The sequence below is a fragment of the Microbacterium sp. P03 genome, assembly GCF_043556235.1.
GTDB lineage: Bacteria > Actinomycetota > Actinomycetes > Actinomycetales > Microbacteriaceae > Microbacterium.
On the sequence record NZ_JBIGIM010000002.1, the window covers coordinates 75,619 to 102,110 of the forward strand.

Consider the following 26,492-nt stretch of genomic DNA (forward strand, 5'->3'; position numbering starts at 1 on the left):
GAACACGAAAACCATAACTCCGATATGCCGTTCTTGTCCACCAAATGGGGGACAAGAACGTAAGATTGAAGACGACGCCCCGTCGTGGTCGTCCGGCCCCCGACGCGTTTGTTCTCCCCCGCGCACATCGTCGTCGGGGGCCGTCTTCTTCTTCCGGCCCGTCGCTCAGGTGACCGCCGACTTCTCACGCCGCACCGGCCGCTTCGACGGGATGTCCCGCGAGAAGAGCAGAGACAGCAGAGTGATGAGGATCAGCCCGAAGAAGGCGACCCGCAGCGAGGAGAGCTGGGAGTCGCGGTAGATGGTGGCGAGACTGCTCGCCTCCTGTTCGCTCAGCCCCGCCTGCTCGGCGATGCCGGCGACATCGGAGGCGGGGACGATCGCGACTCCGCGTTCGGTTGCGGTCGCCACAAGCGTCTGCGCCGAGTCGGGCAGCGTGCTGTTCGCGACGCCGGAGGCGAACGACGTCGACAGTGCACCGATCAGGATCGAGCCGATCAGCGCCGTACCGAGCGATGAGCCGAGGTTCTGGAAGACGCCCTGCAGGCCGCCGACCTCGCTGGTCTCCTTCTCGGTGACGGCCGACATGTTCACGTTTCCCAGTTGCGAGGCGAGCAGGCCCAGGGCGCTGCCGGCCAGGAACATCCCCGCGCCGAACAGGATGCTGCGCAGATCCTCGGTCGCCGTCCCCAGGAGCAGCACGGCGCTGACGACGAGGATGAGCTGCCCGAGCCGCACGATCCGCCGCGGCGACCAGATCTGCGACAGGCGCGTGCCGACGATCGAGAACAGGATCAGTGAGATCGACAGTGGGAAGATCCGGATGCCGGTCTGGAGGGCATCGAGCCCGAGCGTCATCTGCAGGTACACGGGCACCATGAAGAAGAGGCCGGCGGTGACGGCGTACTGCGCGCCGAGCACGGAGAGTCCGCTGCGCAGCTGCGCGATCGAGAACATCTCGACGTGCACCAGCGGGGATCGTCCTGCCCGCACCAGCGATTGCTGCCGACGGACGAAGAACAAGAGTAGGGCGGCTCCCAGCACGACGAACCAGGCGGTGAGCGAGATGCCGAGCGGGGCGACCTCCCTGCCGCCGACCACGGGCGAATGCAGCGGAAGGATCCAGCCCCACGTCTTGCTCTGCAGCATTCCGAAGACGACCAGCACGAGTCCGACCGCCGAGAGCAGCACGCTGAGGACGTCGATGCGGGTCGGCTGCGGTGCGGTCGCATCGGTGATGACCCGCGCGCACAAGATGACCGCGATCATGATGACGACCTCCGCCACGAAGACGTACCGCCACGAGAAGTACGTGGTGACGAAGCCGCCGATGAGCGGCCCGGCGGCGACCGCCGCGCCCGACACCGCGCCGATGATCGCGTACGCCGTGATGCGATCCCGACCCGTGTAGTTGTCGGCGACGAGGGCGGCGATCGCCGGGATCACCAGCACCGCGCCGAGCCCCTCGATGACCGACCACCCGACGAACAGGAAGGCGAAGCTGGGGCTGAAGGCCGTCACGAGCGAACCGACCGCGTAGACGCACGATCCGATGACGAACGCGCGCCGCCGGCCCCACACGTCGCCCAGCTTCGCTCCCAGCAGCATGACGGCGGCCATGGTGAGCGTGTAGAACGTGATCGCCGCCTGCATGGCTGCGACGGTCGTGTCCAGATCGATGACGACCGTGGAGATCGACACGTTCATCACGGTGCCGTCCAGCACCATGACGAACTGCGCGAGCCCGAGGACGATGACGACGGCCCATTTCTTCATTCCGCTACCTGCTTTCTCTTGGGTGCGGAGAGGATGCGCGCGATGGCGATCACCAGGAAGAGCTGACCGGTGATGGCCTCGACGACCGCGACGGTCTGCACGCCGGGGGAGACCGGCACGAGATTGCCGTATCCGACCGTGGTGAGCGTCGTGAAGGAGAAGAACAACTGGCTCGTCAGGGAGTCCACCGTGCCGTCGCCGAACACCGGCGACGTCGCGAGCAGCGCGAGCAGGTTGTAGACGAAGGTGAAGGCCATGCCGATCATCACGTACGCGGCGATGGCCGCCAGCAGGGCTTCGACGTCGGCGCGGCGGCGACGGAACTGCTGGGCGAGGATCGCGACGGGAGCGATCAGGAACGCCGCTGCCGATGCCGCGGACAGCACGACATCGAGCACCAGGCCCTGTGAGCCGAGGGCGGCCACGCCGATGGTCGCCGCGCCCGCGACGGCCAGGGTCAGCCATCCTGCTCGCTGCGCCGCGGGCGGCACGTCCGCCACGCGCAGCGTCACGGCTACGGTGACCAGCTGCACGAGGAACGCGGCGGCGCTCGGGTCGGCGCTCGTCTGTACGGCGCACAGCGCGTACGAGACCACGACCAGTGCGAAGACGACGCAGTATCCGCGCACGCCCCGGAGGAGCTGCGAGGGTCGGGGCGGTCGCTGCACGACGTCCTCCGCCCTGTCGAGCCCGACCACGGGATGCGGTCGTTTTCGATGAGCATAGAGCGCAGCATCCGCTCGGCGCACGGTCCGCTCGACGTGCGCACGAGCGAGACCTGACAGAATCCCCTCATGCCGAGCTGGCTCCTGTTCACGATCGTCGTCCTGGTCTTCTCCCTCGTCGCGGCGTGGATCGTGCGGCGCCTGCTCGATGACGAGGTCGGCTGGATCCGCGCGTCGCTGACGGCGCTGGTGGTCTTCGCGCTCGCCTCGCCGGCCGCCGTGTGGTCGCTCACCGAGGCGGACGTGTACCGTGACGGCCGCTTCGTCGTGTCGGGGCCGGTGGCACTCGGCGTCGTCGCGCTCACCGTCGGGTGGATGCTCGCCGCGGTGTTCATCGTGGTGCTCACGCTCGAGTTCCTGTGGCCGTCGCGCCGCTGGCGCAACCCGATCACCGTCGTCCGCGAGGCGCTTCGCCGGCGGGACCGCGCACGGCGCTACGCGCAGATCGTCGCGATCGGCTCGCGACACGGGCTGACGTTCTACGAGAGCCGTCGGAGGGGGAACGAGGGTGAGCTCCCGGCGGCGCTGGTGTCCGCCATGAACGAGGCGGGGGTTACCTTCGTGAAGCTCGGTCAGGTTCTCTCCTCGCGCGAAGACGTGCTGCCGCCTCCGCTGATCGCGGCGCTCTCGACCCTGCAGATGGATTCCACGCCGATCCCGTGGTCCGAGGCCGAGGCGGCGATCGTGCATCAGCTCGGCAGGCCGATCGGAGAGGTGTTCGCCGAGATCGATCCGACGCCGCTGGCCGCGGCATCCGTCGCCCAGGTCCATGCCGCACGACTGATCAGCGGCGAAGAGGTCGTGGTGAAGATCCAGCGCCCTCGGGCGCGCGCGCAGGTGACGACCGATCTCGACATCCTCGACCGCCTCGCGAGGGACGTCGAACGTCGGATGGAGTGGGCGCGCGACTACGGTGCGCATGCCCTCGTCGAGGAGTTCTCGCGGGGCCTGCGGGAGGAGCTGGACTACCGCATCGAGGTCGGCAACAGCAAGATGCTCAGTGCGACCGTCGCGGCCTCCGGATCGTCACGGCTGCGTATCCCGCGGGTGTTCGGCGAGTACTCCACGCCTCAGATGATCGTGCAGGAACGCGTGGTGGGCACGCCCCTCAGCAATGTGCGGCCGGGGGCGTTGACGCCGGAGGAGGCGACGGACGTCGCCAATGCGCTGCTGGATGCCATCGTCGAGCAGGTCGTGGTGCGGGGCATCTTCCACGCCGATCTGCACCCGGGCAACGTCATCCTCGACGCCGGGGCCGACGGGGACGGAGCGGGTGGCGCGACCCGCGGCACCGTGACGCTGATCGACTTCGGCGCGGTCGGCGTCCTCGAGGCCAGCATGCGGCGACTGCTGCTTCCCCTCCTCATCGGCATGGCCAACGAGGACGACATCGCGGTGACCGACATCGTCCTGCTCATCTGCGGTCCGCCGTCGGAGGACTTCGACGCGGTGACGCTGCAGCGCGACCTCGGTGTGATCCTCACGCGGCTGCACAACTCGGCGACGGAGGACAACATCTTCCGGCTGCTGCTGGACGTGCTGCGCAGAAACCGGCTGGCGCTGCCGCCCTCGCTGCTGCTGGTGTTCCGCACGCTCGCCTCGCTTGAGGGGACCCTGCGCAAGCTCGTGCCCGACTACGACATGGTCTCGCGCGCCCTCGAGATCGCACCGGGGATCGCTCGGTCGCTCATCTCGCCGCGGGGCGTCATGCTGACGGCGCAGACGTGGTCGTCGCTCCTCACCGAGCAGATGCTGCGGCTGCCCCGTCGGGTGGAGAACGTCACGCGGGCCCTCGACGAAGGCACCCTGTCGGTGCGGCTGCGCAGTCTCGAGAGCCCTGATGAGCGCGGGTGGATCGATGGGCTGCTCGGTCGGGTGACGACCACGGCGATCGGCATCAGCCTCGTCATCATCGGGGTGGTACTCAGTGTCGACGGCGGCGGACCGCTCGTGACGGACGACGTCGGGGCGTTCTCCCTGCTCGGCAGCCTGGTCGGATTGGGTGGTCTGCTGCTGGTCCTGCGGAGCCTCCGCACGGCGCTCAAGCGCCGCTGACCTCAGGCGCGACGGGTGCCGCCGTAACTCGCCGCGAGGCGCCGGAGACCCTCGTCGATCGACACCTCGGGTGTCCAGGCCAGCGCCCGTCGCGTCTCGGTCTGATCGAACCAGTGGGCGGTCGACAGCTGCTCGGCCAGGAAGCGGGTCATCGGCGGCTCGTCGGCGCCGGGCCGGAGCGCCCAGGCGCGCTCGATGAGCGAGCCTGCGGCCCGGCCGAGCCCGGCGGGCACACTCCATCGCGGCGGCCGTACCCCTGCCGCGAGGCAGATGCCCGCGAGAAGGTCGCCGACCGGGCGCGGCTCACCGTTCGTCAGGACGAACGCGCGGCCGTGGGCGTCGTGCGCTCGGTGCAGAGCGGCGACGATACCGGAGGCGGCATTGTCGACGTAGGTGCTGTCGATCAGCGCGGTGCCTCCGTTCAAGAGGGGCAGCCGCCCCCGCCGTGCACGATCGACGATGCGGTCGACGAGCTGCGTGTCGCCCGGGCCCCACACCAGGTGGGGACGGACGGCGACCACGTGCATCGCCGTCGAATCCCGCGCGAGGCTGAGGAGCTCGGCCTCGGCCTTCGTGCGCGCGTAGTCGCCCCGCGCGCGAACCGGGTCTGCCGGGTCGGCGCCGGCGCCGGCGATCGCAGAACCCGTGTGAGCGACGGAGGGTGAGGAAACCTGCACGAAGCGGGTGACGCCTGCGCGCTCGGCGGCATCCAGCAGAGACCGCGTCCCGTCCACGTTCACGGCGGTGAACTCGCGGGGAGCGCCCGCGAGCGAGACCTTGGCAGCCAGGTGGACGACGCCCTCGGCGCCGTCCACGGCGCGGGCGACGAGGTCGTCGTCGGTGAGGGAGCCGAGCACATCGGTCGCGCCCGTGACACGGGATGGCCGGCGCTGCATCGTGCGCACCTCGTGTCCGGCGCCCACGAGCTCTGCGGCGACGGCGCGCCCGAGGAACCCGGATGCCCCGGTCACGAGCACGATCACGGCGCCGTCGGCTTCCGGCCGGCGAGAATCCCCTCGGCCCACCTCGCGAGGCGCGAGCGGTCGATCTTCGAGTTGTGCCGGATGTCGGTGGGCAGCCGGGGGACGACCAGCACCGCCGCGAGCGGCAACGGCGTGCTCGCGCGGATCTCCGCCGCAAGCTCCGGGCCGGCGAGTGCCGCCCGAGCGGACGGCGGCACGGTTTCGACGATGGCGACGACCTGCTGAAGCCCTCGTGGCCCGATGCCGACGATCGCCGCGCGGCGGACCGCCGGGACGGTCTCGATGTCCTGCTCGGCGCCGACCGGGGCGACCGGCCCGGTCGCGGTCACGATGACATGCGGCAGGCGTCCCTCCACCCAGAGGCGGCCTCGGTCGTCGAGGTGACCGACGTCGCCCGTGCGGTGCCACCGTTCATCGGGTGACCGAGTCTGCGGTGTGTCGCGCTCGGCGGCGCGGTCGGTGGCCCACAGACGGTCGTACCCGGTCTTCAGGTGTCGAGCCGAGACGACGATCTCTCCGAGCACGCCGGGACCGGCGTGGGGGGAGCCGGTCGCGCGTCCATCGTGGTCCAGCGCACTGACGAGGACTCGGTTCGATCCGATGGGAGTACCCACGCACACACCGTCGTCGGGCTCGGTGGCGGCGGATCGGATGCCGCCGAGGGTGATGTCCGTCAGCAGGAGGCACTCGGTCATGCCGTACGGCGTGTGGGCTGTCGCGTTCGGCATGAGCTCGCCCGAGGATTCGAGAAGCGAACGGCCGATCGGCGCCCCCGTCGACAGGAACGTCTGGACGCCACCCAGGGCTTCCCGGTCGCCGGCCGTCAGCTCCCCGGCGGTCGCGACGACGTTCAGGATCGCCGCGGGGGAGAGGAACACGATCCGCGCGTCGGATGCGCGGACCGCCGCGGCGACGGCGGCAGCGGTGAGTGTGCGCGGAGAGGAGACATCCATGTCGGGGGTGACCGAACGGGTGCCGAGCGCCGGCCCCAGGAGCGCGAAGGGGGCGAAGCCCGTCACGAGGCCCGTGTCGGCGGCGATGTCGAAGTGCGCCGCGAGCACGTCCCGCAGTGCAGACAGCTGCGCATGGGTGTACACCACGCCCTTCGCCGGACCGGTCGACCCCGACGTGAAGAGGATGGCCGCCGTGTCTCGCGGTCCGGGTGCGGGCAGGATCTCGTCGGGATCGCCCAGCGCGGCGACCTCACCGAGGCTGTGCGACACTCCCAGGGCGGCGCGGACGGGCGCGGACAACCCCTCGGCGGCGATCCGGACGCCCGGCCAGCCGAGCGCGCGCGCGGCCGCAAGACCACGCGTCTCGCCGATGAGGAAGTCGGGCCGGGCTCCGCGCACGGCGCGGGTGAGGCCACGGACCCCGAGACCGGCGTCGGCCACCACGACGACCGCACCGATCCGCAGGCAGGCGTAGACCACGGCGGTCAGGGTGGGGCCGGGAGGGACGAGGAGTGAGACGCGGTCACCCGGGCGCACTCCGATGCGCGTGAGACCCGAGGCGATGCGTCGCACCCGGTCGTCGAGCCGGCGCCAGCTCACACGCCGCGGCGCCCGACCGGCTCCGGTCGCCATGTCGATCACGGCGGCGTCGTCGTCCTCGCGTCGATCGTCGAGTCGCCGCCACAGAGGGGTGAAGGATGCCTCTTCCTGCCCTTCACCTGCTTCTTCGCCGTGACCGTCTTCGGGCGAGGAGACGTCGGCGTGCGTCAGGCGGTCGGCGTTGTCGTCCAGCCAGGTGAGCACCGTCTCCTGGTACGGGCGGTCTTCGGCCAGGAGGTGACCCGCGCCTTCGAATCGGTGGACGTCGGCATGCGGCATCCGCCCGATCAGGTCGTCGAGGTAGCGGTCGCCGAAGATCGGGTCGCGCGGTCCCCAGAGGAACAGTGCCGGCACCGTCAGTGCGGCGACGCCGGCCGAGATGCGTTCGAGCTCGGCGAAGCTCTCGTGACCGGGCCCGACCGGGATGTCCGCGACGAATCCGCCGATGCCCTGGCGGCGTCGCGCCGTCCGGTAGGGAGCGCGGTACGCGTCCTTCACCGCGGGTGCGAGCGCGGGTGAGGCCAGCGCCAGGGTGGTGTCGAGGAAGGCCGTGCTCCGGACGGTCGACGCCGACAGCATCCCGCGGGCGCCGGCCAGACGCAGCGGCGCCGGGATGGGGACGCCGTCGGGGTGGTGGACGGCGGTGTTCAGCAGAAGGACGCCGGCCAGCAGGTCGGGATGGTCGACGGCCCAGCCGAGGGAGACGACGCCGCCCCAGTCATGGCCGAGCGTGACGACCGGCCCCTCGATGCCGAGTTCGTCGGTGAAGGCGGCCAGGTCGCGCACGCGCTGGGCGAGCGTGCGGTGAGCGCCCCCGGTGACCGAGACGCGCTCGGAGAAGCCCATGTCGAGCTGGTCGACGGCGATCACGCGCCACGCAGGGGCGCCGGCCTGCGCGGTGTCCACCGATCCGGCGACCAGCCTCCGCCAGAGGTAGGACCAGGTGGGGTTCCCGTGGACCGCGAGGATCGTGCCGGTGACCGGGATGCCGCGTTCCGCGAGTGCATCGCGGTTATCCAGGTAGTGCCACTCGTGGCTCGCATCACGATCGCCGCCCACGGGGACGCGCAGGGTACGGCTGAACCGGGGATCGAGCTCGGGGAGGTCTTTCGGTGGAAGTGAGGCTTTCGCCATCACGACGTTGCTCGCGCCGCCGGATGCCGGGTCACCACGCGAGCTCCATCATCGCCGTGTTCAGACCCGACCCCACGCCCATGAGCAGCACGCGGTCTCCGCGACGCAGTGTCGCCTGCTCCTCCACGAGCGTGATCGGAATGGAGGCCGGTCCGACGTTGCCGAACTTCGGGAACGTCGTGGGCACGCGGCTGCGGTCGAGCTTCGCCGCCTTCACGATGGCGTTGGTGTGCACCGAAGAGACCTGGTGGGTGATGTAGCGGTCCATCGACGACCAGTTCCACTCGGTGGACGCTTCCCTCCACGCCGATACGACGAGGTCGAGCCCGCCCTTCAGCAGGGCCTTGGCGTCGGTGAACATGCCGTCGACGCTGCCGACGCACAGTTCGTGGAACTGGGTGGCGGCACGAGTGACCCCGCCCAGGATGCGATGACCGTCGGGGTGCTCGTCGGTGCGGCCGAGCACGGCCGCGGCCGAGCCGGAGCCGAGCGTGAGGGAGGCGAACTCGCTCATGAAGCCGTCGCGGTCGACGTCCTCATGGAGGAGCCGCTCGATCGTGTTGACCTGGATGTCATCGGCGTCTTCGCCGTTGACGACCACGGCGTAGCGGATCTGTCCCGAATCGATCATGCTCGCCGCGAGACTCATGCCGCTCACGAACCCGAGGCACGCGTTCGCCACATCGAAGTTGATGGCTGAACTCGGCAGTCCGAGTCCGTGGTGCAGGCGCACGGCGACGGAGGGCTCGAGGTGCTTGCGGGTGACGGAGGTGTTGATCAGCAGCCCGACCTCCGAGGGGTCGACGCCCGCTTCGGCGAGAGCTCGTCGGCCCGCCGAGACGGTGGCTTCATCGGACGACTCGCCCGCGGCCCAGTTGCGGCGTTCGAGCACGCCGGCCACCCGCTCGAGCAGCGCGCCGGGGAGTTTGAGACGGGCCAGAGCAGCCGAAAGACGCTGCTCGATGTCGATGGACGTCGTCACCCTGCTGGGTAAAGTGCTCGCAACCGACAACAGGGAGACGTTGCCATAACGAGTGGTCGCATTTCCGGCCACGAAACCTCCGTCGAACGAGCCACGGGGCTCGCGATATCAAGGGATCCACCTTACGCCTTCGTCCTGTGGTCGCCGATGCGAGGCCGCACTGTGATATCGCACGCGCCGTTTCCTGGCCTCAGCACACTGATGGTTCGGACGCAACCCCCCGGTGAGGCCGACTCATCCGGCTTAGCGTCGCCGACATGAATGCTTCAGAGATTCGCTGGAATGATGCCGCGCGCGAAAAGATCCTCCAGGACTCCGACCGGGTTCTGCGAGAAGCCGTTCTCGACATCGCGCAGAACGGCGGCGAGCTGTCGTCCGACGAGGCCTTCGCCGAGATCAACAGCCGTATGAAAGGCCGCTTCATCGATTACGAGCCCGGCCCGGACGTCCGCAAGTACGCCGACGCCATCGTCGCGGGCGAGTTCTCCGACTGAGTCGGCGCGAACAGATCAGACGCGACGGCGGGAGTCGAACCCGCCACGCTGCCGGGTATGAGCCGGAGCCCGGGACCGCCCGGATCGCCGCGATGACTCGACGCTATCTCCGGCGACCGACAGCCACGCCCGTGTGACGGAGCGTTGCAGAACATGACGCCGTGTGCCGCGGCATCCGGACGGTGTGGTGGTCGGGGAGGAGCCGACGCCTCGGTCACGATTGAGCGGCGATGGTTCACAATCGCAACATAGGCGACACATAGGGGGCGTAACGTCTGCTCATGGCAACCGATGCGGCACAAGACGCCCCCCAGCGCAGCGAGCTGAAACGCTCGATCACGGGAAAGCAGCTCTACTTCTACGTCGTCGGCGACGTCCTGGGGTCGGGCATCTACGTGCTCGTCGGCCTCGTCGCCGCGGCGGTGGGTGGTGCCTTCTGGATGGCGTTCCTCGTCGGCGTCGCGATCGCCACGGTCACCGGCCTCGCGTACGCGGAGCTCGTCACCAAGTACCCGCAGGCCGCCGGCGCCTCCCTGTACATCAACAAGGCGTTCCGCAGCCCCATCCTCACGTTCTTCATCACCATCTGCATGCTGTCGGCCAACATGGCCGCGGTCGGCTCGCTCGCCTCCGGCTTCGTGCGCTACTTCAGCGGACTCGTGGGAATTCCCGAAGACGCGGTGTGGGCCAGCGCGGGAATCGCCGTCGCGTTCGTCGCGCTCATCACGGTCATCAACCTCATCGGCATCACCGAGTCGGTGGTCGCGAACGTCGTGATGACCTTCATCGAGCTCAGCGGCCTCGTCATCGTCGTGATCATCGGGGTCATCGCCCTCGTCGAGGGCGTGAACGACCCGTCGGTCCTCCTGCAGTTCAGCGTCTCGGGCGGGGGCGGGTCCGAGATCCTCGCGATCCTCGCGGGAGTCTCCCTGGCCTTCTTCGCCATGACCGGCTTCGAGAACGCCGCGAACGTCGCCGAGGAGACGATCGATCCCTCCAAGGCATTCCCGCGCGCCCTCATCGGCGGCATGATGACGGCCGGAGTCGTCTACGTGCTCGTCTCGATGGCCGCTGCGCTCGCGGTGCCGATCGAGACCCTGGCGGGCAACACCCTGCTGGAGGTGATCCGCGCCGACCTCTTTTTCATCCCCGCGTCGATCATGCTGGTCGTCTTCGGCATCATCGCCATGATCGCGATCAGCAACACCGCGCTGGTCACGGTGGTCGCGCAGTCGCGGATCCTCTACGGGATGGCGCGTGCCGACGTCGTGCCGGCCGTGTTCGCCAAAGTGCACCCGGTGCGTCGCAGCCCCTATGTCGCGCTCATCTTCGGCGGACTGGTCGTGGCCGCGCTGCTGCTGATCGGCGCGGCGATCAAGTCGAGTCAGTCGGGGCTGCCGGCAGATGAACAGCTCGATGTCGTCGATCGTCTCGCCACCATCACCGTGGTGTTCCTCCTCTTCATCTACGCGCTCGTGATCGTCGCGTGCCTCAAACTGCGGGGCAAGGACGAGGGGCCCGAGACCTACCGGGCGAACACGCCGCTGCTGTTCTTCGGCATCGTCGGCAACCTGGCCGTCCTCGCCTACACGCTGATCGACGACCCCGAGTCGCTTCTGTGGGTCGCGGGGCTGCTGGCCCTGGGTCTCGTGCTGTACCTGCTCGAGAAGTTCTTCGGCAAGAAACGCCTCCGGCCCGACGGCGCCCAGCCCGGCGACCCCGATGTCATCGCGAGCAAGGAGCTCTGAACCATGCACGTCATCGTCGCCACCGACGGATCGCTCTCATCGCTCGTCGCCGCACGCCAGTTCAAGTGGATCGCCGACTCCCGCGAGATCACGGACGTCACCGTCATCGCGGTCGTGAGCCCGTACGCCGCCGCCCCCTTCGCGAATGAGATCGGACCGGCCCGCTCGTCGAAGATCTCCGACGTCAGCTACTCCGCGGATGCCGAGGTCGCCGTCGACACCGTGGCCGCGGAGTTCGACGGCTGGGGTCCGAAGATCCACAAGCAGGTGCGCAGCGGGTCGCCGGCGCAGGAGATCATCCGCGCTGCGGAAGACCTCGACGCCGACCTCATCTCGATGGCGGCGGGAAGCCGCGGGCTGACGCGCACGATCCTCCTCGGCAGCACAGCCTCCCGCGTGCAGCACTCGGCGCCGTGCCCGGTGCTCGTCTGCCGCCCCACGCCGCACAGCGAGCGCGCGCTGGCCTGACGTGGGCGCGGCGCGCCCGCGGCCCTAGGATCTGTCCATGGCATCGGCGGCGCGACGAGGGATCGTCGTCGCCGTCACGTTCCTGGTGCTCGTCGTTCTGGGCGCCGGCGTGTCTTTCGTCATCGGCGACGCGCTGGGCATCCGGTCCGAACCTGCTCCGCAGATGTCGTCGGCGGCGGTGCCGCCCTCGGCTGCGGCATCCGCGGTCTCCCCTCCGCGGCTCACGGTGGACGCGCCGGAGGGTGTGCGGACACGTCTCGCGATCGAAGAGCTGACGGATGCCACGGCATCGGCGGGCTCGACGACCGGCGTCGCCACGCTCACAGTGACCGCCGGCGGAGGAAGTGACGCAGACGACGGATATACGCTCACGGGCACGTCCGACGCGCTGCGCATCGAGGCAACGAGCGAGACGGGTGCCGTCCGCGGCATCTACGACATCGCCGCACAGATCCGCGCCGGCCGGCCCATCGTCGAGCATCTGGGGGAGTCGGTCACCTCGAAGCTCCCGCTCCGGATGGTCGATCTCGGCGCCGTCGGTGTCGCCGCCGATCCGGCCGAATGGGAGTCGGGCACGAACTACTCGCACGCGTCCGGCGCCTTCGAGGACGCGTACCTCCCCGCCGCGCCGTACATCGACGAGAGGGCACTCGAGGCGGACTACGCGGAGTGGGACGATTTCCTCCGGCACAGCGTCGCGCTCGGATACAACGCCGTCGCATGGCCGGGCTTCATCGAATACGTGACGTTCGCCGGTGCTCCCGGGGGCGGCGTGTACGCCGAGGGCGACGAGCACATCGCTCGCGCTGAGGCGCTCGTGAAGGCGTTCTCCCCGTTCTGGGATCGAGCGCGCGAACTGGGCGTCAAGGTGTACCTGCGCACCGACATGCTGGCACTCACTCCGCAGCTCTCCGACTACTTCGACGCGCGGTTCGGTTCGGCCGACACCTCGAACCCCGAGCTCTGGAGCGTCTACACCTCGGCACTGGAGCAGCTGTACGAGCAGCAGCCCGGTCTCTCCGGCGTGCTGATCCGCGTCGGCGAGGGCGGCAGCATCTACCAGGAACCCGGGTGGGACTACTACTCCGCGCTCGCCGTCCGCAGCGTCTCCGCCGTGCAGACCATGCTCGACGCATTCCTCGCCGGGGCCGAGGCATCCGATCGCGAAGTGATCTTCCGCACGTGGAGCGTCGGCATCGGGGACGTCGGCGACATGCACACCGACCCGGTCTCGTACGACGCGGTGTTCGAGACGGTGTCGTCGCCGCGGCTCATCGTCTCGACGAAGTACACGCTGGGGGATTTCTACAGCTGGCTGCCCCTGAACAACACGTTGGAGATCGGCGATCAGCGGCGCATCATCGAGTTCCAGGCGCGGCGCGAATTCGAGGGCTTCGGGGCTTTCCCGAACGACCTCGGACCCGAGCTGCAGGGGGCGCTGCAGAGCCTGCTCGCGGAGAACCCCCGCATCGAGGGCGTGTGGACCTGGACCCAGGACGGCGGACCGTGGCGAGCCGGGCCGATGTCGCTCTACCTCAAGACCGGGTTCTGGCAGCTCTCCGAGCACAACACCCTGACCGCGGCGGCGCTCGCCCGGGATCCCGCCGCCGACCTGGACGAGATCACACAAGGATGGGCGCGAAGATACTTCTCGGAAGACCCTGCCACGGTGGACGCGATCGTCCGGGCGATGGCGTCGTCGCGCGACGCGATCAGGCAGGGCCTGTACCTGCAGCCCTTCGCCGAGAACCGCGTGTTCGCCGTCGGCCTGGAACCGCCGCCGCAGATGTGGCTGTTCGAATGGGACATCCTGACCGGGGATTCAGCGACCCCCGACACGATGTACTCCATCGTCGGCGACCGCACCGACGAGGCCATCGAGCTCGGTGAGCAGGCCGTCGCGACGGCCGAGGGCATGCGCGACGGTGTTCAGGCGACGGATGCCGCGACCTGGCGGGACCCCGGGATCAGGGCTGCGTTCACCGCTGCGCTGGAGTACGAGGTCGACACCCTCCGGCTGCTCTCGACCTACCGCACGATGTTCCTGCGCCAGGCCCAATGGCACGACGACGGATCTGCGGAGTCGTACGCGCGATGGCAGGGGGCTCGCGACGAGTACGTCGCCCAGGCCGCGGCACATCTGGCCTCGTACGAGGGTGATGTCGCCCACCCGGCGTGGAACCTCACCGCCGCGACGCTGGGCGTCGATCGCGCAGACCGCGACCTGGCGATGTCGTGGTCGGCCCGCATCCTGCTGGTCTTCGCGCTCGCCTGGGTGGTCATCGGGATGCTCTCCGCGCGTACGAGACTGGTCGGACGACCCGGTGCGGGAGCGGCCCGAGCCACCTGGCTCGCCTCGACACGTCCGTGGCGGGCTCGGGAATCGACGCTGGGTATGCGTCCCCTCGATCGCGGGCTCGCCATCATCGTCCCCGGTGCACTGCTGGTCGCGACCCGCGGCGTGCAGACCTCGTTCCTCGCACCCGCACATCTGCTCCTCACGCTCGGCGCGTGGCTGGTCTTCGTCGTGACGATGCTCCTGCTGCTGCGGGGGCGATCGGCGTGGCCGGTCATCACGGCGGTCGCTGGAGTCACGATGCTGCGGTGCATCCTGACCCTGCTCGCCCTGTCGTTCACCGGGCCGGGGGGCTACTGGTTCGGGTTCTGGACCGACCCGGCCCGTCGCACCGCGTACGTATCGCTCGCCGTCGCCGCGTTCCTCTGGACGTTCGTCGCCGCCGGCTGGGCGTACTCGTCTCAGGTGGGCGCGCGTCGCGCGACCGGCTCGGTGCTCGCCGCCGTCGGCGCGGGGCTGGCCGTTCCCGCGGCGATCGTGGCCGTGATCGGGCTGGAGCCGGCATTGACGGTCTGGAACGACCAGATGGGGCTGCTCCCGTGGGGACTCGCGCGGATCCTGGGTATCACGACGTACCTCGAGATCCCCGCGTCGAGCGCCGGGTGGGCCGCAGCCCTCGGGGGGTTCATCTGCGCGGTGGGCCTGGCGATGGCGCTGACCGGCCGGGCCGATTCGTCTGGCGTCGTCGGTCGGCGCAGCGATCGAGGCGAAGAGCCTCGGCTCAGGGGACGGTGACCCCGCCGCGGGTTCCCGACACGATCTCCTTGCCCAGCGGCATGAGCGAGATCGGCACGAGCTTGAAGCTGGCGATGCCCAAGGGGATGCCGATGATCGTGATGCACATCGCCACACCCGTCAGGATGTGGCCGATCGCCAGCCAGATCCCCGCGAGGACGACCCAGATCACGTTGCCGAGGAAGGATCCGACGCCGGCCGTCGACTTCGACACGATCGTCTGGCCGAACGGCCAGAGGGCGTAGCGCCCGATGCGGAACGATGCGATCGCCCACGGGATCGTGATGATCGGGATGCACAGGATGACGCCGGCGAGCATGTAGGCGAGGAACATCCAGAAGCCCGACAGGACCAGCCAGATGACGTTCAGGACGGTGCGCATACGCCCATCCTGGAGCATCGCTCCTGCGAGAACGCCCCTCACCCCCACGGCAGCACTGTCGGCACCCCCGCGTAGACTTGCGTGGTTATGACCGAAGCCTCCACGCCCCTCGTCGTCGGCGGCGATCATGGTCCCCTCGGTGGGGGGCCGGCCGCGGCATCCGCACGTCCTGACGAAGACCTGCTCGCCGGGCTGAACGCGCCGCAGCGGGCCGCCGTCACCTACCGCGGCCCTGCTCTGCTGATCGTGGCGGGGGCGGGCTCGGGCAAGACGAGCGTGCTGACCCGCCGGGTCGCGAGTCTGCTGCGCACGAAAGAGGCGTGGCCCAGCCAGATCCTGGCGATCACGTTCACGAACAAGGCCGCGGGCGAGATGCGCGACCGCGTGCACCAGCTCATCGGCGACCGCGCCCAGGGCATGTGGATCTCGACGTTCCACTCCGCGTGCGTGCGCATCCTGCGCCGTGAAGCAGAGCAGTTCGGGTTCACCAGGTCGTTCACGATCTACGATTCGGGCGACTCGCGCGCGCTCATCAAGCGCCTGGTGAAAGAGCACGAGGCGGATGCCTTCGGTCTCACTCCGGGCGGCGTGCAGAGCCGCATCTCGAAACTCAAGAACGAGCTGTCGGATGCCGAGGCGTACGCGCGCTCGGCGAACATGGAGGACCCCGCCGAGCGGGTGTTCGTCGAGGTCTTCGCCGAGTACCAGCGAGCTCTCCAACGGGCCAACGCGTTCGACTTCGACGACCTCATCGCCCAGACCGTCTTCCTGTTCCGCGCGTTCCCGCACGTGGCGGACGTCTATCGACGGCGCTTCCGTCACATCCTGGTGGACGAGTACCAGGACACCAACCACGCGCAGTACGCGCTGATCCACGAGCTCACCCGAGCACCGGGGTCGGACGCGAAGCCCTTCGAGGCGGCCGGCGGAATGATGATCTTCGAACCCGAGCCTGACCCGGGAGGCGAGGACGCCGCGGCATCACTCACCGTCGTCGGCGACTCCGACCAGTCGATCTACGCGTTCCGTGGCGCCGACATCCGGAACATCACCGAGTTCGAGCGGGACTACCCGGGGGCGAAGGTCGTGCTCCTCGAGCAGAACTACCGGTCTACGCAGAACATCCTCAGCGCGGCCAACGCGGTGATCTCCCACAACTTCGACCGCAAAGACAAGAAGCTGTGGACCGACGTCGGCGCGGGCGAGAAGATCGTCGGGTTCACCGGCTACTCGCAGCACGACGAGGCGCAGTTCATCGCCGACGAGATCGAGAAGCTCCGCAAGACCGGAGTGGCCTATTCCGCCATCGCCGTCTTCTACCGCACGAACTCCCAGTCCCGCGCGCTGGAGGAGATCTTCATCCGCTCGGCGATCTCGTACAAGATCATGGGCGGCACCAAGTTCTACGAGCGCGCCGAGATCAAGGACGCGATGGCGTACCTCGTCGCGATCGCCAACCCGGCCGACGAGATGGCCGTACGTCGCATCCTCAACAAGCCGAGGCGCGGCATCGGCGACGTCACCGAGACCGCCATCGCCCGCTACGCCGCAGACGAGGGCATCACGTTCCGAGACGCGCTCGCCAATTCCTCCGCCCTGGGCGTGGGGCCGAAGATCCAGGCGGCCATCGCCCAGCTGGACGCAGTACTCGTGGAGGCGGCCGCGATCATGCTGCCGCCCTCGGGCGAACTCGCCCCCGCCACCTCCGTGGCCGAAGGGCTCACCGTGCTGCTGAACAAGAGCGGCTACTTCGATGCGCTGCGGCGCAGCAAGGACCCGCAGGACGAAGCGCGCCTCGAGAACCTCGACGAGCTCATCGCGGTGACGCGCGAGTTCGCCCGGAACAACCCCGAGGGCACGATCATCGACTTCCTCACCGAGGTCGCGCTGGTCTCGGATGCCGACGACCTCGAAGATGCGTCGGGCTCGGTGTCGCTGATGACCCTGCACACCGCGAAGGGACTCGAGTACGACGTCGTGTTCCTCACCGGAGTCGAGGAGGATCTCATCCCGCACCGCATCTCGGCGGGCGAGCCCGGCGGGCCGCAGGAGGAGCGCCGGCTCTTCTACGTCGGCATCACGCGCGCCCGCCAGCGCCTCTACCTGTCGCTGGCCATGACGCGCGCCCAGTTCGGCGAGGTGACGGTGGCCATGCCGAGTCGTTTCCTCCAGGAGATCCCGGTCGACATCATCGACTGGCGGCAGTCGCCGGGCGACGTCAACTCCCGCGGCGGTACGCAGTCGCGCGCGCTGAACGCCCGGAGGCCGGGCGGCGGAGGTTCGAGCGGCTCGCGGTACGGTGAGGCGCTCGTGCCCACCTCGACGTCGATCGACCGCTTCCCGAACCGTGTGCCCGCGAGGGTACGAGACAACGGAGATCTCGAGCTGGCGTCGGGCGACCGCATCCGTCACGAGGACTTCGGCGACGGCAAGGTCGACGCCGTCACCGGCGACGGAGCGAAGCGCGTGGCGCACGTGCGGTTCGACAAGGTCGGGCCGAAGAAGCTTCTCATCAAGATCGCACCCATCGAGAAGCTGTAGACGGCTTCGCCCGGTGCCGGGCGTCGATGGGCGCGGGCGACGGGAGCGCGTTCCGTGCGCCGGGTTAGGCTCGGTTCATGGCACTCTTCTCGCGCGGAAAGCGCGCCGCCGACCAGGCAACGACGCCCGACTCGAACGGGTCGGAGGCCACCGAGACGGATGCCGCCGCCACGCCGGCTACGGAATCACCGCTCACCGGTGGTGCCGGTGGAGGCGAGGCATCCGTCGCCACCCCGACGGAGGATCTTCCCACCGTCGGGATCTCGATGTCGTCCTTCCAGGGTGTGGGGGCGGCTCCGGCCGAGACACCCGCGGCGCCGTCGACGCCCGCGCCCCGACCCGCACAGGCGACCCCGCGCACACTCGCGCCGGCGGAGGCTCCCGAAGCGAAGGAGACCGTCCCGGGGCTGCGTGACAACGCACTGCTGAGGCAGGCCCTCGCCGCGCTGTCCGACACCCCGGCGCCCCCCGACGTGGCGAATGTCGCGCGCCAGTTGCTGCAGGGCAGCGTCTTCCTCCGCGTGCACGGCGACGCCCGGACTCTGCTGGCGGAAGGCCAGGACCTTCCCCTCGCGATCGCGACGCAGGGCGACGCGCAGTTCGTGCTCGTCTTCAGCGGTGGCGAGCCGCTGCAGGCAAGCGTGCGCGCCGACGGCCAGACCGACACGTCGGCGATGGGGCAGCCGGTGCTCGCCGTCATCCGGCACGTCCTGGACGGTCCTTTCGCCGGCATGATCCTCGACCACGCGTCGGTGCCCGGGCGCGTGCTGTTGCCGCGTCAGCTGCTGCAGCGCGCCGTCGACGAGGCCGACCCCGAGCTGACCGTCAAGTCGATCCTGGCAGCACCCCGCACGGAGGCGACCGCGAGCGAGATCGTCGCCGCCCTCCCCACGGCCAAGTTGTGGATCGCGGCGGGGAAGCCCGAGGGCAGTGACGCATTCGGCATCGCCGAGTCGCGCACACCTGAGGGGGATCGCTACCTCGAAGTGTTCTCACACCCCCTCGAGATCGTGGCACTGGGCCGGTCCGACTCGCCGCTGCCGGTGACCGCCGCCCAGCTCGGTGGGGCACTGAAGTCCGACGAGGGCATCTCGGGGCTGCTCGTCGACCCGGCCGGACCGTGGATCCGTCTGCAGCGCGATGACCTGCTGCCGGTCATCGCCCTCGCGGGCTGAGGCGGTCGAGGAAGAGGGTCCCACCCCCGATTCGCCTGTTCCCGTCGACCTCGGTGCTCGCGGGGAGGGTTCGCCACCGACGCGAGCCACCGTCGAAGGCAGCATGCTCATCGCCCGGCATGAGCGTGCGGGTGCCGCATCGCGCTCACCGGCCCTAGTGTCGAGACCATGGCGAGCGAGTTCACGATGCTGACCGTGCCCGGGCCCGACGGCGACAGAGAGGTCAGGCTCTCGAGCCCGAGCCGCGTGATCTGGCCCGAGCCGGGCATCACCAAGCTCGAGCTCGCGGAGTACTTCGTCGCGGTGTCGGGTCCGTTCCTCGCCGCCAACGGAAACCGGCCGGTGTCGCTGGAGCGGTTCGGCGACGGCGTCGACGGCGACAGCTTCTTCTCGAAGAATCCGCCCAAGGGGGCCCCCGCGTACGTCGAGGCGGTCACCGTGACCTACAACAGTGGGCGCAGGCATCCGCAGCTCGTCCTCACGGAGCCTGCCGCCGTCGTCTGGGCGGCGCAGATGAACACGCTCGTCTTCCACCCGTGGGCTTCGCTCGCCGGTGACACCGACAACCCCGTGGAGCTCCGAATCGACCTCGACCCGCAACCCGGGACGGACTTCGCGGATGCCGCGGCCGTCGCCCCGGCTCTGCGAGACGTGCTCCGCGAAGCGGGTCTGGAGGCGTGGATCAAGACGAGCGGCAACCGCGGGCTGCACGTCTTCTGCCCGATCGAGCCGACCCACGAGTTCCTCGACGTGCGTCACGCGGTCATCGCCGCGGGACGCGAGCTGGAACGTCGGATGCCGGATCTGGTGACCATGAACTGGTGGAAGGAGGAGCGCGGCGAACGCATCTTCATCGACTTCAACCAGGCCAATCGGGATCGGACGATGGCCGGGGCGTACAGCCCTCGCGCGCTCGCCGCCGCGACCGTCTCGACCCCCATCGGGTGGGACGAGCTGGTCGACGTCGACCCGACCACTTTCACCATCCGGTCGGTGCCGGAGCGACTCGCGACGGTGGGGGACCCCTGGGCGGAGATCGCAACGTCGCCGGGTCGCATCGACACGCTGCTGGGATGGTGGCAGCGAGACCTCGACGACGGTCTGGGCGAACTCCCGTTCCCGCCGGAGTTCCCGAAGATGCCCGGAGAGCCGCCGCGCGTGCAGCCCAGCCGGGCGAAGAAGGACGGCTGAGACCTGTCCGCCGACGCCCCGTCGTCGCGCAGACGGTCAGTCCAGGACGTCGCCGAGGTCGTAGGCCGAGACCGACTCGAGCTGATCGAAGCGGCAGGACGCGGCATCCCGATCGGGTCGCCAGCGGTCGAACTGCACCGTGTGGCGGAACCGGTGTCCCTCGAGCTGGTCGTACCGCACCTCGAGGACGCGCTCGGGGCGCAGGCGCACGAACGAGGAGTCGCGGCCCGCGGCGGAGAAGCGGGACTTCTCACCGTCCCCCGTGAGCGTGTTGCCTGCGGCATCCGTCTCGACCAGTGGGGCGAGTTCGTCGATGAGCTCGAGCCGGCGGGCGTCGCTGAATGCCGAGACCGCTCCGACGTTGTGCAGTTCGCCGTCCTTCGTATGCAGACCGACCAGCAGCGAGCCGACGCCTGCGCCGGACTTGTGGATGCGGTACCCGAGGGCGACCACGTCGGCGGTGCGCGCGTGCTTGATCTTGAACATGGCGCGCTTGTTCGGCGCGTACGGCAGATCGAGCGGCTTGGCCACCACGCCGTCGAGGCCGGCGCCCTCGAACTCGGCGAGCCACCGCTCGGCCAGAGCAGGATCGGTCGTCGTCCGCGTCATGTGCAGCGGATGCGGCACGTCTGTCATGAGCGCTTCGAGCCGCTCCCGCCGCTCGCGGAACGGGGCGTCCTGCAGATCCTCGTCGCCGAGCGCGAGCAGATCGAACGCGATGAACATGGCCGGGGTCTCTTCGGCGAGTCTCTTCACGCGGGATGCTGCGGGGTGGATTCGCTGCGTCAGTGCATCCCACTGCAGCCGCTGCGGATCGCCGAGCGCCACCACGATCTCGCCGTCGAGCAGGCAGGGCCGAGGCAGGAGCCGCGAGAAGGCGTCGACCAGTTCGGGGAAGTAGCGGGTGAGCGGCTTGGCGCCACGGCTGCCGATCTCGACGTCGGCGCCATCCCAGGATATGAGCGCGCGGAAGCCGTCCCACTTCGGTTCGAAGCTCAGTCCGCCCGGAGATTTCTTCGGGTCGGGGATGGCGGGCACGGCCTTGGCGAGCATCGGCGCGGGGATCTCGTAGGGCATGGGTCCATCCTGCCTCCGACGGGCGACACCCGCATCGGCTACGCCTTGGCCAGTTCCTTCTTCTTCGGGCGGGCCCAGCGGACGGGCTTGTTCGGGCCGTCCCAGACCTGGATCACGCCCCAGGCAGCGGCCGTGATCGGCACAGCGAGCACGGCGCCGACGATGCCGCCGAGAACCGTGCCGACTGTCAGGGCGACCAGGATGACGAAGGCGTGCAGCTTCATCGACCGGCCCATCAGGACGGGCTGGAGGAAGTTTCCCTCGAGCTGGTTGACGAGGACGACGACGCCGACCACGAAGAGGGCGTTGACGAGTCCGTTGGAGACCAGGGCGACGAGCGCGGCCAGGATGCCGGCCAGGGTTGCACCCACGATCGGGATGAACGCCAGGAGGAAGACGAGCACGGCGAGAGGGATCGCGAGCGGCACCTGCAGGATGAGAAGACCGATGAGGATGCCGACGGCGTCCACGAAGGCGACGGCGGCGGTGCCGCGCAGGTACGAACCGAAGACGGTGACCGTCTTGTCGCCGATGCGGTGCGCGCGCTCGTAGTTCTCGCCGCGGAAGGGGCGCAGCAGGAACTCCCACATCTGCGGTCCGTCCTTCAGGAAGAAGAAGAGGACGACCACGAGCAGCACTGCACCGGTCACGAAGTTGGCGATGGCGCCGACCCCCGCGAGGGCGCCCGAGCCGAACTGGGAGCTCGTGAGGAAGTCGGTGAGCTGGCCGGTCCACTCCTGAAGCTGATCGCTGCTCGGGGCGAAGGGGAGGGTCTGCACCCACTCGATGACGTGCTGGAAGCCCTCCTGCGCCTGCGACGCGAGATCGCCCCACTGGTTGCGCACGGCGCCGACGATGAGCCAGCCGACGCCGCCGAGGACGACCGCGATCGCCAGCAGTGTGGCGATCGTCGCGAGGATCGACGGCACACCGCGCCGTCGCATCCACGACATCACCGGCGCGAAGGCGCACGCGATGATGAGCGCGAGGGTGAGCGGGATCGTGACGACCGTCAGCTGCTGGATGCCGAGGATGATCGCCGCGGCGACCACCACCACGAGGATGATCTGAAGCGCGCGCACCGACAGGCGGCCGAAGCCGTCGGCCCACAGACTCCAGGGGGCGCGTCCGGCTTTCAATTCGAGGTCGGAGGCCTCGAGCCGAACGCGCGTCGGCTCATCTGAGCGGAAGAATCCCATGGGTCGAGGGTACCGGGGTCGCGCGGATCGCCACTCGAGCCTTGCGGTCGAACCGCGGGTGCCGTATGCGCACCCCCGGGAGGCTCAGACGAAGGCGCTCATCCCCGTGATGTCGCGGCCGATGAGCAGCGCCTGCACGCTCTCGGTGCCCTCGTAGGTGTGGATGGCCTCGATGTCGGCCATGTGCTGCATGACGCCGTTCTCGAGCAGGATGCCGTTGCCGCCGAGCAGATCGCGCGCCGTCGAGGCGATGCGGCGCGCAGCGCGCGTGTTGTGGTACTTCGCCAGCGATGCCTGCGTCGGACGCAGACCGCCCGATGCCTCCAGGTCGGCAAGGTGCCGGCAGAAGAGCTGCATGGCCGTCAGCTCCTCGAGCATCTGAGCGAGTCGCTCCTGCACCATCTGGAACTTCGCGAGCGGTCGGCCGAACTGGGTGCGCTGCTGGGCGTAGGCGAGCGACGCCTCGTAGCAGGCGGTGGCGTGGCCCAGCGCCGACCAGGCGACACCGGAGCGGGTGGAGTACAGCACCACGGAGGCGTCCTTGAAGGAATGCGCGCCCGGGAGCAGCGCATCGTCCCCGACGCGCACGCCGTCCAGGACGATGTGCGCCTGGTGGATGGCACGGAGCGACGCTTTGCCGGTGATGACGGTGCCGGTGTAGCCCGGGGTCTGCTGCTCGATGAGGAAGCAGCGCACGGAGCCGTGCTCGGGCGCGGGCTCATCGTCGATCCGCGCCCAGACGAATGTGACGCCGCCCGATGCGCCGTTGCCGATCCACTTCTTCGCTCCGTCGAGCACCCATCCATCGCCGTCTCGCCGGGCGACGGTCTCGAGCGACACGGAGTCCGACCCGTGGTCGGGTTCGGTGAGCGCGAAAGCCGCGGGCACCTCACCGCGCGCGATGGGCCGGAGCCAGCGGGCCTGCTGCTCGTCGCTTCCGAACAGGGCGAGCGTGCGCAGCGCGAGACCGCCCTGCACCGCCACAACCGTACCCAGCGACCCGTCGCCGCGAGAGATCTCCATGTTCACGAGCCCGGCCGCCAGGGGCGAGAACGGCGTCAGCTCGGGGTGCGAGATGCCGTCGTTGAAGAGGTCGAGCTCGCCCATCCGCATCGCGATCTCGATCGGATACTCCGCGGCATCCCACGCCCGCTGCATCAGCGGGCCGACCTCGTCGACGTACGCCTGTGCGCGCTCCCACACCTCGCGGTCGGTCGAGGGGATGTCGGCGAACACCTGGTAGTAGTCGGTGCCCAGCCGGGCGGTGACGTCGTATCCCTCGACCCGCTGGCCGGGGCGTTCGCGGAAATCGGCGGTCGGGGGAGTGCTCATGATGCTCCTGGAGTGCTCGGGTCGGTCGTCGTCGGCGTGACCCCAGGATACCGCCGGTGCGGTATCGAGTGCCGCGTCTTGTGAGACCCGGTCTCAGCTGTCGAGGCGTGCCCGAAGCTGGCGGGCGACCTCGGCGGCCGGCATCCGTCGCGGGAAGACGGCGATGGCGATGTCATCGGGCTCGGCGGGCGAACCGTCGGGGTGCACCCCGAAGCGCCGCATGGCGTCGTCGAGCGCACGCCGCAGGACCGTGAGGGGGACGCGCCTGGGGCTGCGGATCAACTGGCGCAGCACGTGGTTGTGCACGGCGGTGACCAGCGCCGCGAAGCCGACGGCGTCGAGGGGGTCGAGTCCGGGCAGCGCCTCCCGCAGGTACTCGTCGAAGAGGCGCTCGTAGCGGAAGACGGTCACGATCTCGCGGTCGCGGAGCGCGGGAACCTGGCGGACGACGCGGTAGCGGTGGCGTGCCAGTTCCGGGTCGGCCGCGAAGTGCGAGAAGACCTGCACGGATGCTTCGCAGACGGCTGCCCACGGGTTGTCGTGCGGCATGCCGAGGTAGTCGCGCAGCTGGTCCAGCAGCAGTTCGTGATCGGCGAAGACCACGTCCTCCTTGCCCCCGAACTGGCGGAAGAACGTGGAGCGCGACACCCCGGCGGCCCGCGCGATCTGCTCGACGGACGTCTGGTCGAAGCCGTTCTCGGCGAAGAGATCGATCGCGGCCGCGACCACCGCGGTGCGGGCGGCGGACGGGGAGGGGATCTCGCTCATGGCGCGAGCCTACCGGTGGGGTATCGGCCGTCCGCAGGTGCGGCCCTGCGCTCGGACGGAGACGGCGGACGGCGCTGTCAACCCGTTTGCAGTGACCCGTCGCAGGGAGTGGACTCGCACTCATGCAGCCACACATGCAGCCTCTCTGGAAGAGGGACGCCGTGCCCGTCGCCGGTACCCCGTTCGAGCCGGATGCGCGACGGGACGCGCTCGTGATCGGTGCGGGCATCACCGGCCTGGTGACGGGGCTGCTGCTCGCGCGGGCGGGCCTCGACGTCGCGGTGGTCGAGGCGGGAGACGTCGCGGAGCTGGCGACCGGTGCCAACACCGGCAAGCTGTCCCTTCTGCAGGGAAGCGTCCTCTCGACGCTCAGACGCCATCACCCGGCGTCGCTCGTGCGCGCCTACGTCGACTCGAACCGTGACGGTGCGGAGTGGGTCACCGCCTTCGCCGATGCGGAGGGGGTGCCCTACACGCGACGGATCGCCTACTCGTACGCGCAGTCCGCCGACGGCGTCGGAACGGTGCAGGCCGAAGCTGCTGCGGCGCACGAAGCAGGGCTGGAGGTCAGGCGGGTCTTCCCCGATGCGGCATCGCCCCTGGGCTTCCCGATGGTCGACGCGGTGGCGCTCGACGACCAGGTCGCGATCGATCCGCAGACTCTGGCGACGGCCATCGCCCGCGCGTTCCTGGCCGCGGGGGGAACCCTGCACACGCGCACGCGCGTCACCCGGGTGCGCGCTCTGCCCCACGGCCGGATCGAGACCGACCGCGGAGCCGCATTCGCCGAGAACATCGTGCTCGCCACCGCGACGCCGATCACCGACCGAGGGCTGTACTTCGCCAAGACGCATGGACTCCGTTCCTCCTCCGTGGCGTTCGAGCTGCCCGGCGACGTTCCCGACGGCATGTACCTGTCGGTCGACGGCCCGGTACGTTCCCTCCGGTCGGTGACGCCGCAGGACGGCCCGGCCGGATCCGCGCGACTCATCGTCGGCGGGAACGGGTATCCGGTCGGCCGTACGCTCTCCGAACGAGGCCGCCTCGACGACCTCATCCACTGGACCGCACGCCACTTCCCCGGCGCCGTGCCGGTGGCCGAATGGTCGGCGCAGGACTACGAATCGCACGACCTCATTCCTTTCGTCGGCGCGATGCCCCGCGGCCTCGGGCGCATCCGCTTCGCGACGGGGTACAACAAGTGGGGACTCTCGAACGGACCGGCGGCCGCTCTGCGCCTGACCGCTGAGATCACCGGGGTTCCGCGGAGCGAGTGGCCTGACTGGATGACCACGATCTCGCGACGCATGACGGTGCCTGCCGATATCGGACGCGGCGGACTCGAGAACATGCGGGTCGGCTGGGAAGCGGCATCCGGGTGGATCGAGTCGCAACGTGCGGCGGTGCCCGTCGCGCGCCCCGCCGAGGGCGAGGGCGTGGTCGCCCACCGCGCCGGCCGGCCGGTCGGCATCTCGACGGTCGACGGCCGCACCCGCGCGGTCAGCGCAGTGTGCCCGCACCTGGGAGGGGTGCTGGCCTGGAACGACGCCGAGCGCTCGTGGGACTGTCCGCTGCACGCATCGCGCTTCACCGCGGACGGTACGAGGATCGAGGGACCCGCGGTCTGCGATCTGGCGCGGCTGCCGCGGACGACCGGAGAGACGATCGAGGCCGACGACGTGGAGACCTTCTCGATCTGACACGCGCAGGTCGCGGCATCCCGCCCACGCAGCGGGAACAGCCGACCGGCTTCCCCTCGGGTCTCGTTCGGGGCTCGCGGGCGGGAGTAGTAGGCTGGGGGATTGGTCCGATATCTCG

The 26,492-nt window shown here is 69.5% G+C and carries 19 protein-coding genes and 1 tRNA gene; 9 read left to right on the forward strand and 11 right to left on the reverse strand.

Features of this window, described 5'->3' with window-relative positions:
- Nucleotides 1-165: 165 nt before the first annotated feature.
- On the reverse strand, nucleotides 166-1,776 hold the full coding sequence (locus tag ACFXOO_RS07645) for an MFS transporter (RefSeq protein WP_378853446.1): 1,611 nt from the start codon (nucleotides 1,774-1,776) through the stop codon (nucleotides 166-168).
- Nucleotides 1,773-2,474, reverse strand: a complete 702-nt coding sequence (locus ACFXOO_RS07650; protein ID WP_378853448.1) for a potassium channel family protein — start codon at nucleotides 2,472-2,474, stop codon at nucleotides 1,773-1,775. The genes ACFXOO_RS07645 and ACFXOO_RS07650 overlap by 4 nt, the downstream gene beginning before the upstream one ends.
- 96 nt (nucleotides 2,475-2,570) lie before the next feature.
- On the opposite strand from ACFXOO_RS07650, the gene ACFXOO_RS07655 reads away from it, so the two are divergent.
- Entirely contained in the window at nucleotides 2,571-4,556 is a 1,986-nt protein-coding gene (locus tag ACFXOO_RS07655) for an ABC1 kinase family protein (protein WP_378853450.1), read from the forward strand.
- 2 nt (nucleotides 4,557-4,558) lie between these two features.
- On the opposite strand, the gene ACFXOO_RS07660 is transcribed toward ACFXOO_RS07655, so the two are convergent.
- Genes ACFXOO_RS07660 through ACFXOO_RS07670 form a run of 3 tightly spaced genes read right to left on the reverse strand, consistent with a single transcriptional unit; the run spans nucleotide 4,559 to nucleotide 9,280 of the window.
- Nucleotides 4,559-5,539, reverse strand: a complete 981-nt coding sequence (locus ACFXOO_RS07660; protein WP_378853452.1) for an NAD-dependent epimerase/dehydratase family protein — start codon at nucleotides 5,537-5,539, stop codon at nucleotides 4,559-4,561.
- Nucleotides 5,536-8,226 carry an alpha/beta fold hydrolase gene (locus tag ACFXOO_RS07665; protein WP_378853454.1) on the reverse strand — a complete coding sequence of 897 codons (2,691 nt, stop codon included), beginning with the start codon at nucleotides 8,224-8,226 and terminating at the stop codon, nucleotides 5,536-5,538. Before ACFXOO_RS07665 ends, ACFXOO_RS07660 begins: the two co-directional genes overlap by 4 nt.
- Nucleotides 8,227-8,257: 31 nt before the next feature.
- On the reverse strand, nucleotides 8,258-9,280 hold the full coding sequence (locus ACFXOO_RS07670; RefSeq protein ID WP_378853456.1) for a 3-oxoacyl-ACP synthase III: 1,023 nt from the start codon (nucleotides 9,278-9,280) through the stop codon (nucleotides 8,258-8,260).
- Between the two features lie 185 nt (nucleotides 9,281-9,465).
- Here ACFXOO_RS07670 and ACFXOO_RS07675 point away from each other — a divergent pair, with 185 nt between their 5' ends.
- Complete coding sequence (locus ACFXOO_RS07675; RefSeq protein ID WP_378853458.1) at nucleotides 9,466-9,702, forward strand: hypothetical protein; 237 nt, start codon at nucleotides 9,466-9,468, stop codon at nucleotides 9,700-9,702.
- 19 nt (nucleotides 9,703-9,721) lie between these two features.
- Here the strand turns inward: ACFXOO_RS07675 and ACFXOO_RS07680 are convergent.
- Nucleotides 9,722-9,794 (reverse strand) — tRNA-Met (locus ACFXOO_RS07680).
- Between the two features lie 189 nt (nucleotides 9,795-9,983).
- Between ACFXOO_RS07680 and ACFXOO_RS07685 the strand changes: the two genes are divergently transcribed.
- The 3 genes from ACFXOO_RS07685 to ACFXOO_RS07695 are packed head-to-tail and all read left to right on the forward strand — an operon-like array spanning nucleotide 9,984 to nucleotide 15,009.
- Nucleotides 9,984-11,450 carry an APC family permease gene (locus ACFXOO_RS07685; RefSeq protein WP_378841337.1) on the forward strand — a complete coding sequence of 489 codons (1,467 nt, stop codon included), beginning with the start codon at nucleotides 9,984-9,986 and terminating at the stop codon, nucleotides 11,448-11,450.
- Between the two features lie 3 nt (nucleotides 11,451-11,453).
- On the forward strand, nucleotides 11,454-11,918 hold the full coding sequence (locus ACFXOO_RS07690) for a universal stress protein (protein ID WP_378841335.1): 465 nt from the start codon (nucleotides 11,454-11,456) through the stop codon (nucleotides 11,916-11,918).
- A 37-nt stretch (nucleotides 11,919-11,955) separates the two neighbouring features.
- A complete protein-coding gene (locus ACFXOO_RS07695) occupies nucleotides 11,956-15,009 on the forward strand; it encodes a hypothetical protein (protein ID WP_394563266.1) in 3,054 nt (1,017 codons plus the stop codon).
- Here ACFXOO_RS07695 and ACFXOO_RS07700 read toward each other — a convergent pair.
- Nucleotides 14,996-15,391: a YccF domain-containing protein gene (locus ACFXOO_RS07700; RefSeq protein WP_378841331.1), complete on the reverse strand. Its 396-nt coding sequence runs from the start codon at nucleotides 15,389-15,391 to the stop codon at nucleotides 14,996-14,998. The two genes, ACFXOO_RS07695 and ACFXOO_RS07700, sit on opposite strands and share 14 nt — an antisense overlap.
- Nucleotides 15,392-15,478: 87 nt before the next feature.
- On the opposite strand from ACFXOO_RS07700, the gene ACFXOO_RS07705 reads away from it, so the two are divergent.
- The 3 genes from ACFXOO_RS07705 to ligD all read left to right on the forward strand — a co-directional run bounded on the left by ACFXOO_RS07705 (nucleotide 15,479) and on the right by ligD (nucleotide 20,298).
- Entirely contained in the window at nucleotides 15,479-17,932 is a 2,454-nt protein-coding gene (locus tag ACFXOO_RS07705; protein ID WP_378853462.1) for an ATP-dependent helicase, read from the forward strand.
- 77 nt (nucleotides 17,933-18,009) lie between these two features.
- A complete protein-coding gene (locus ACFXOO_RS07710) occupies nucleotides 18,010-19,107 on the forward strand; it encodes an SseB family protein (protein ID WP_378853464.1) in 1,098 nt (365 codons plus the stop codon).
- A gap of 168 nt (nucleotides 19,108-19,275) precedes the next feature.
- On the forward strand, nucleotides 19,276-20,298 hold the full coding sequence (gene ligD / locus ACFXOO_RS07715) for a non-homologous end-joining DNA ligase (RefSeq protein WP_378853466.1): 1,023 nt from the start codon (nucleotides 19,276-19,278) through the stop codon (nucleotides 20,296-20,298).
- Nucleotides 20,299-20,334: 36 nt separating this feature from the next.
- Here the strand turns inward: ligD and ACFXOO_RS07720 are convergent, their stop codons facing one another.
- The 4 genes from ACFXOO_RS07720 to ACFXOO_RS07735 form a co-directional block, all read right to left on the reverse strand.
- Complete coding sequence (locus ACFXOO_RS07720) at nucleotides 20,335-21,375, reverse strand: ATP-dependent DNA ligase (RefSeq protein ID WP_378841323.1); 1,041 nt, start codon at nucleotides 21,373-21,375, stop codon at nucleotides 20,335-20,337.
- Between the two features lie 38 nt (nucleotides 21,376-21,413).
- Nucleotides 21,414-22,574: an AI-2E family transporter gene (locus tag ACFXOO_RS07725; protein WP_378853468.1), complete on the reverse strand. Its 1,161-nt coding sequence runs from the start codon at nucleotides 22,572-22,574 to the stop codon at nucleotides 21,414-21,416.
- A gap of 84 nt (nucleotides 22,575-22,658) precedes the next feature.
- On the reverse strand, nucleotides 22,659-23,906 hold the full coding sequence (locus ACFXOO_RS07730; RefSeq protein ID WP_378853470.1) for an acyl-CoA dehydrogenase family protein: 1,248 nt from the start codon (nucleotides 23,904-23,906) through the stop codon (nucleotides 22,659-22,661).
- A gap of 93 nt (nucleotides 23,907-23,999) precedes the next feature.
- Nucleotides 24,000-24,674, reverse strand: coding sequence for a TetR family transcriptional regulator (locus ACFXOO_RS07735; protein ID WP_378841316.1), 675 nt, complete (start codon nucleotides 24,672-24,674; stop codon nucleotides 24,000-24,002).
- A 134-nt stretch (nucleotides 24,675-24,808) separates the two neighbouring features.
- Here ACFXOO_RS07735 and ACFXOO_RS07740 point away from each other — a divergent pair, with 134 nt between their 5' ends.
- On the forward strand, nucleotides 24,809-26,374 hold the full coding sequence (locus tag ACFXOO_RS07740) for an FAD-dependent oxidoreductase (RefSeq protein WP_394563267.1): 1,566 nt from the start codon (nucleotides 24,809-24,811) through the stop codon (nucleotides 26,372-26,374).
- Nucleotides 26,375-26,492: the final 118 nt, after the last annotated feature.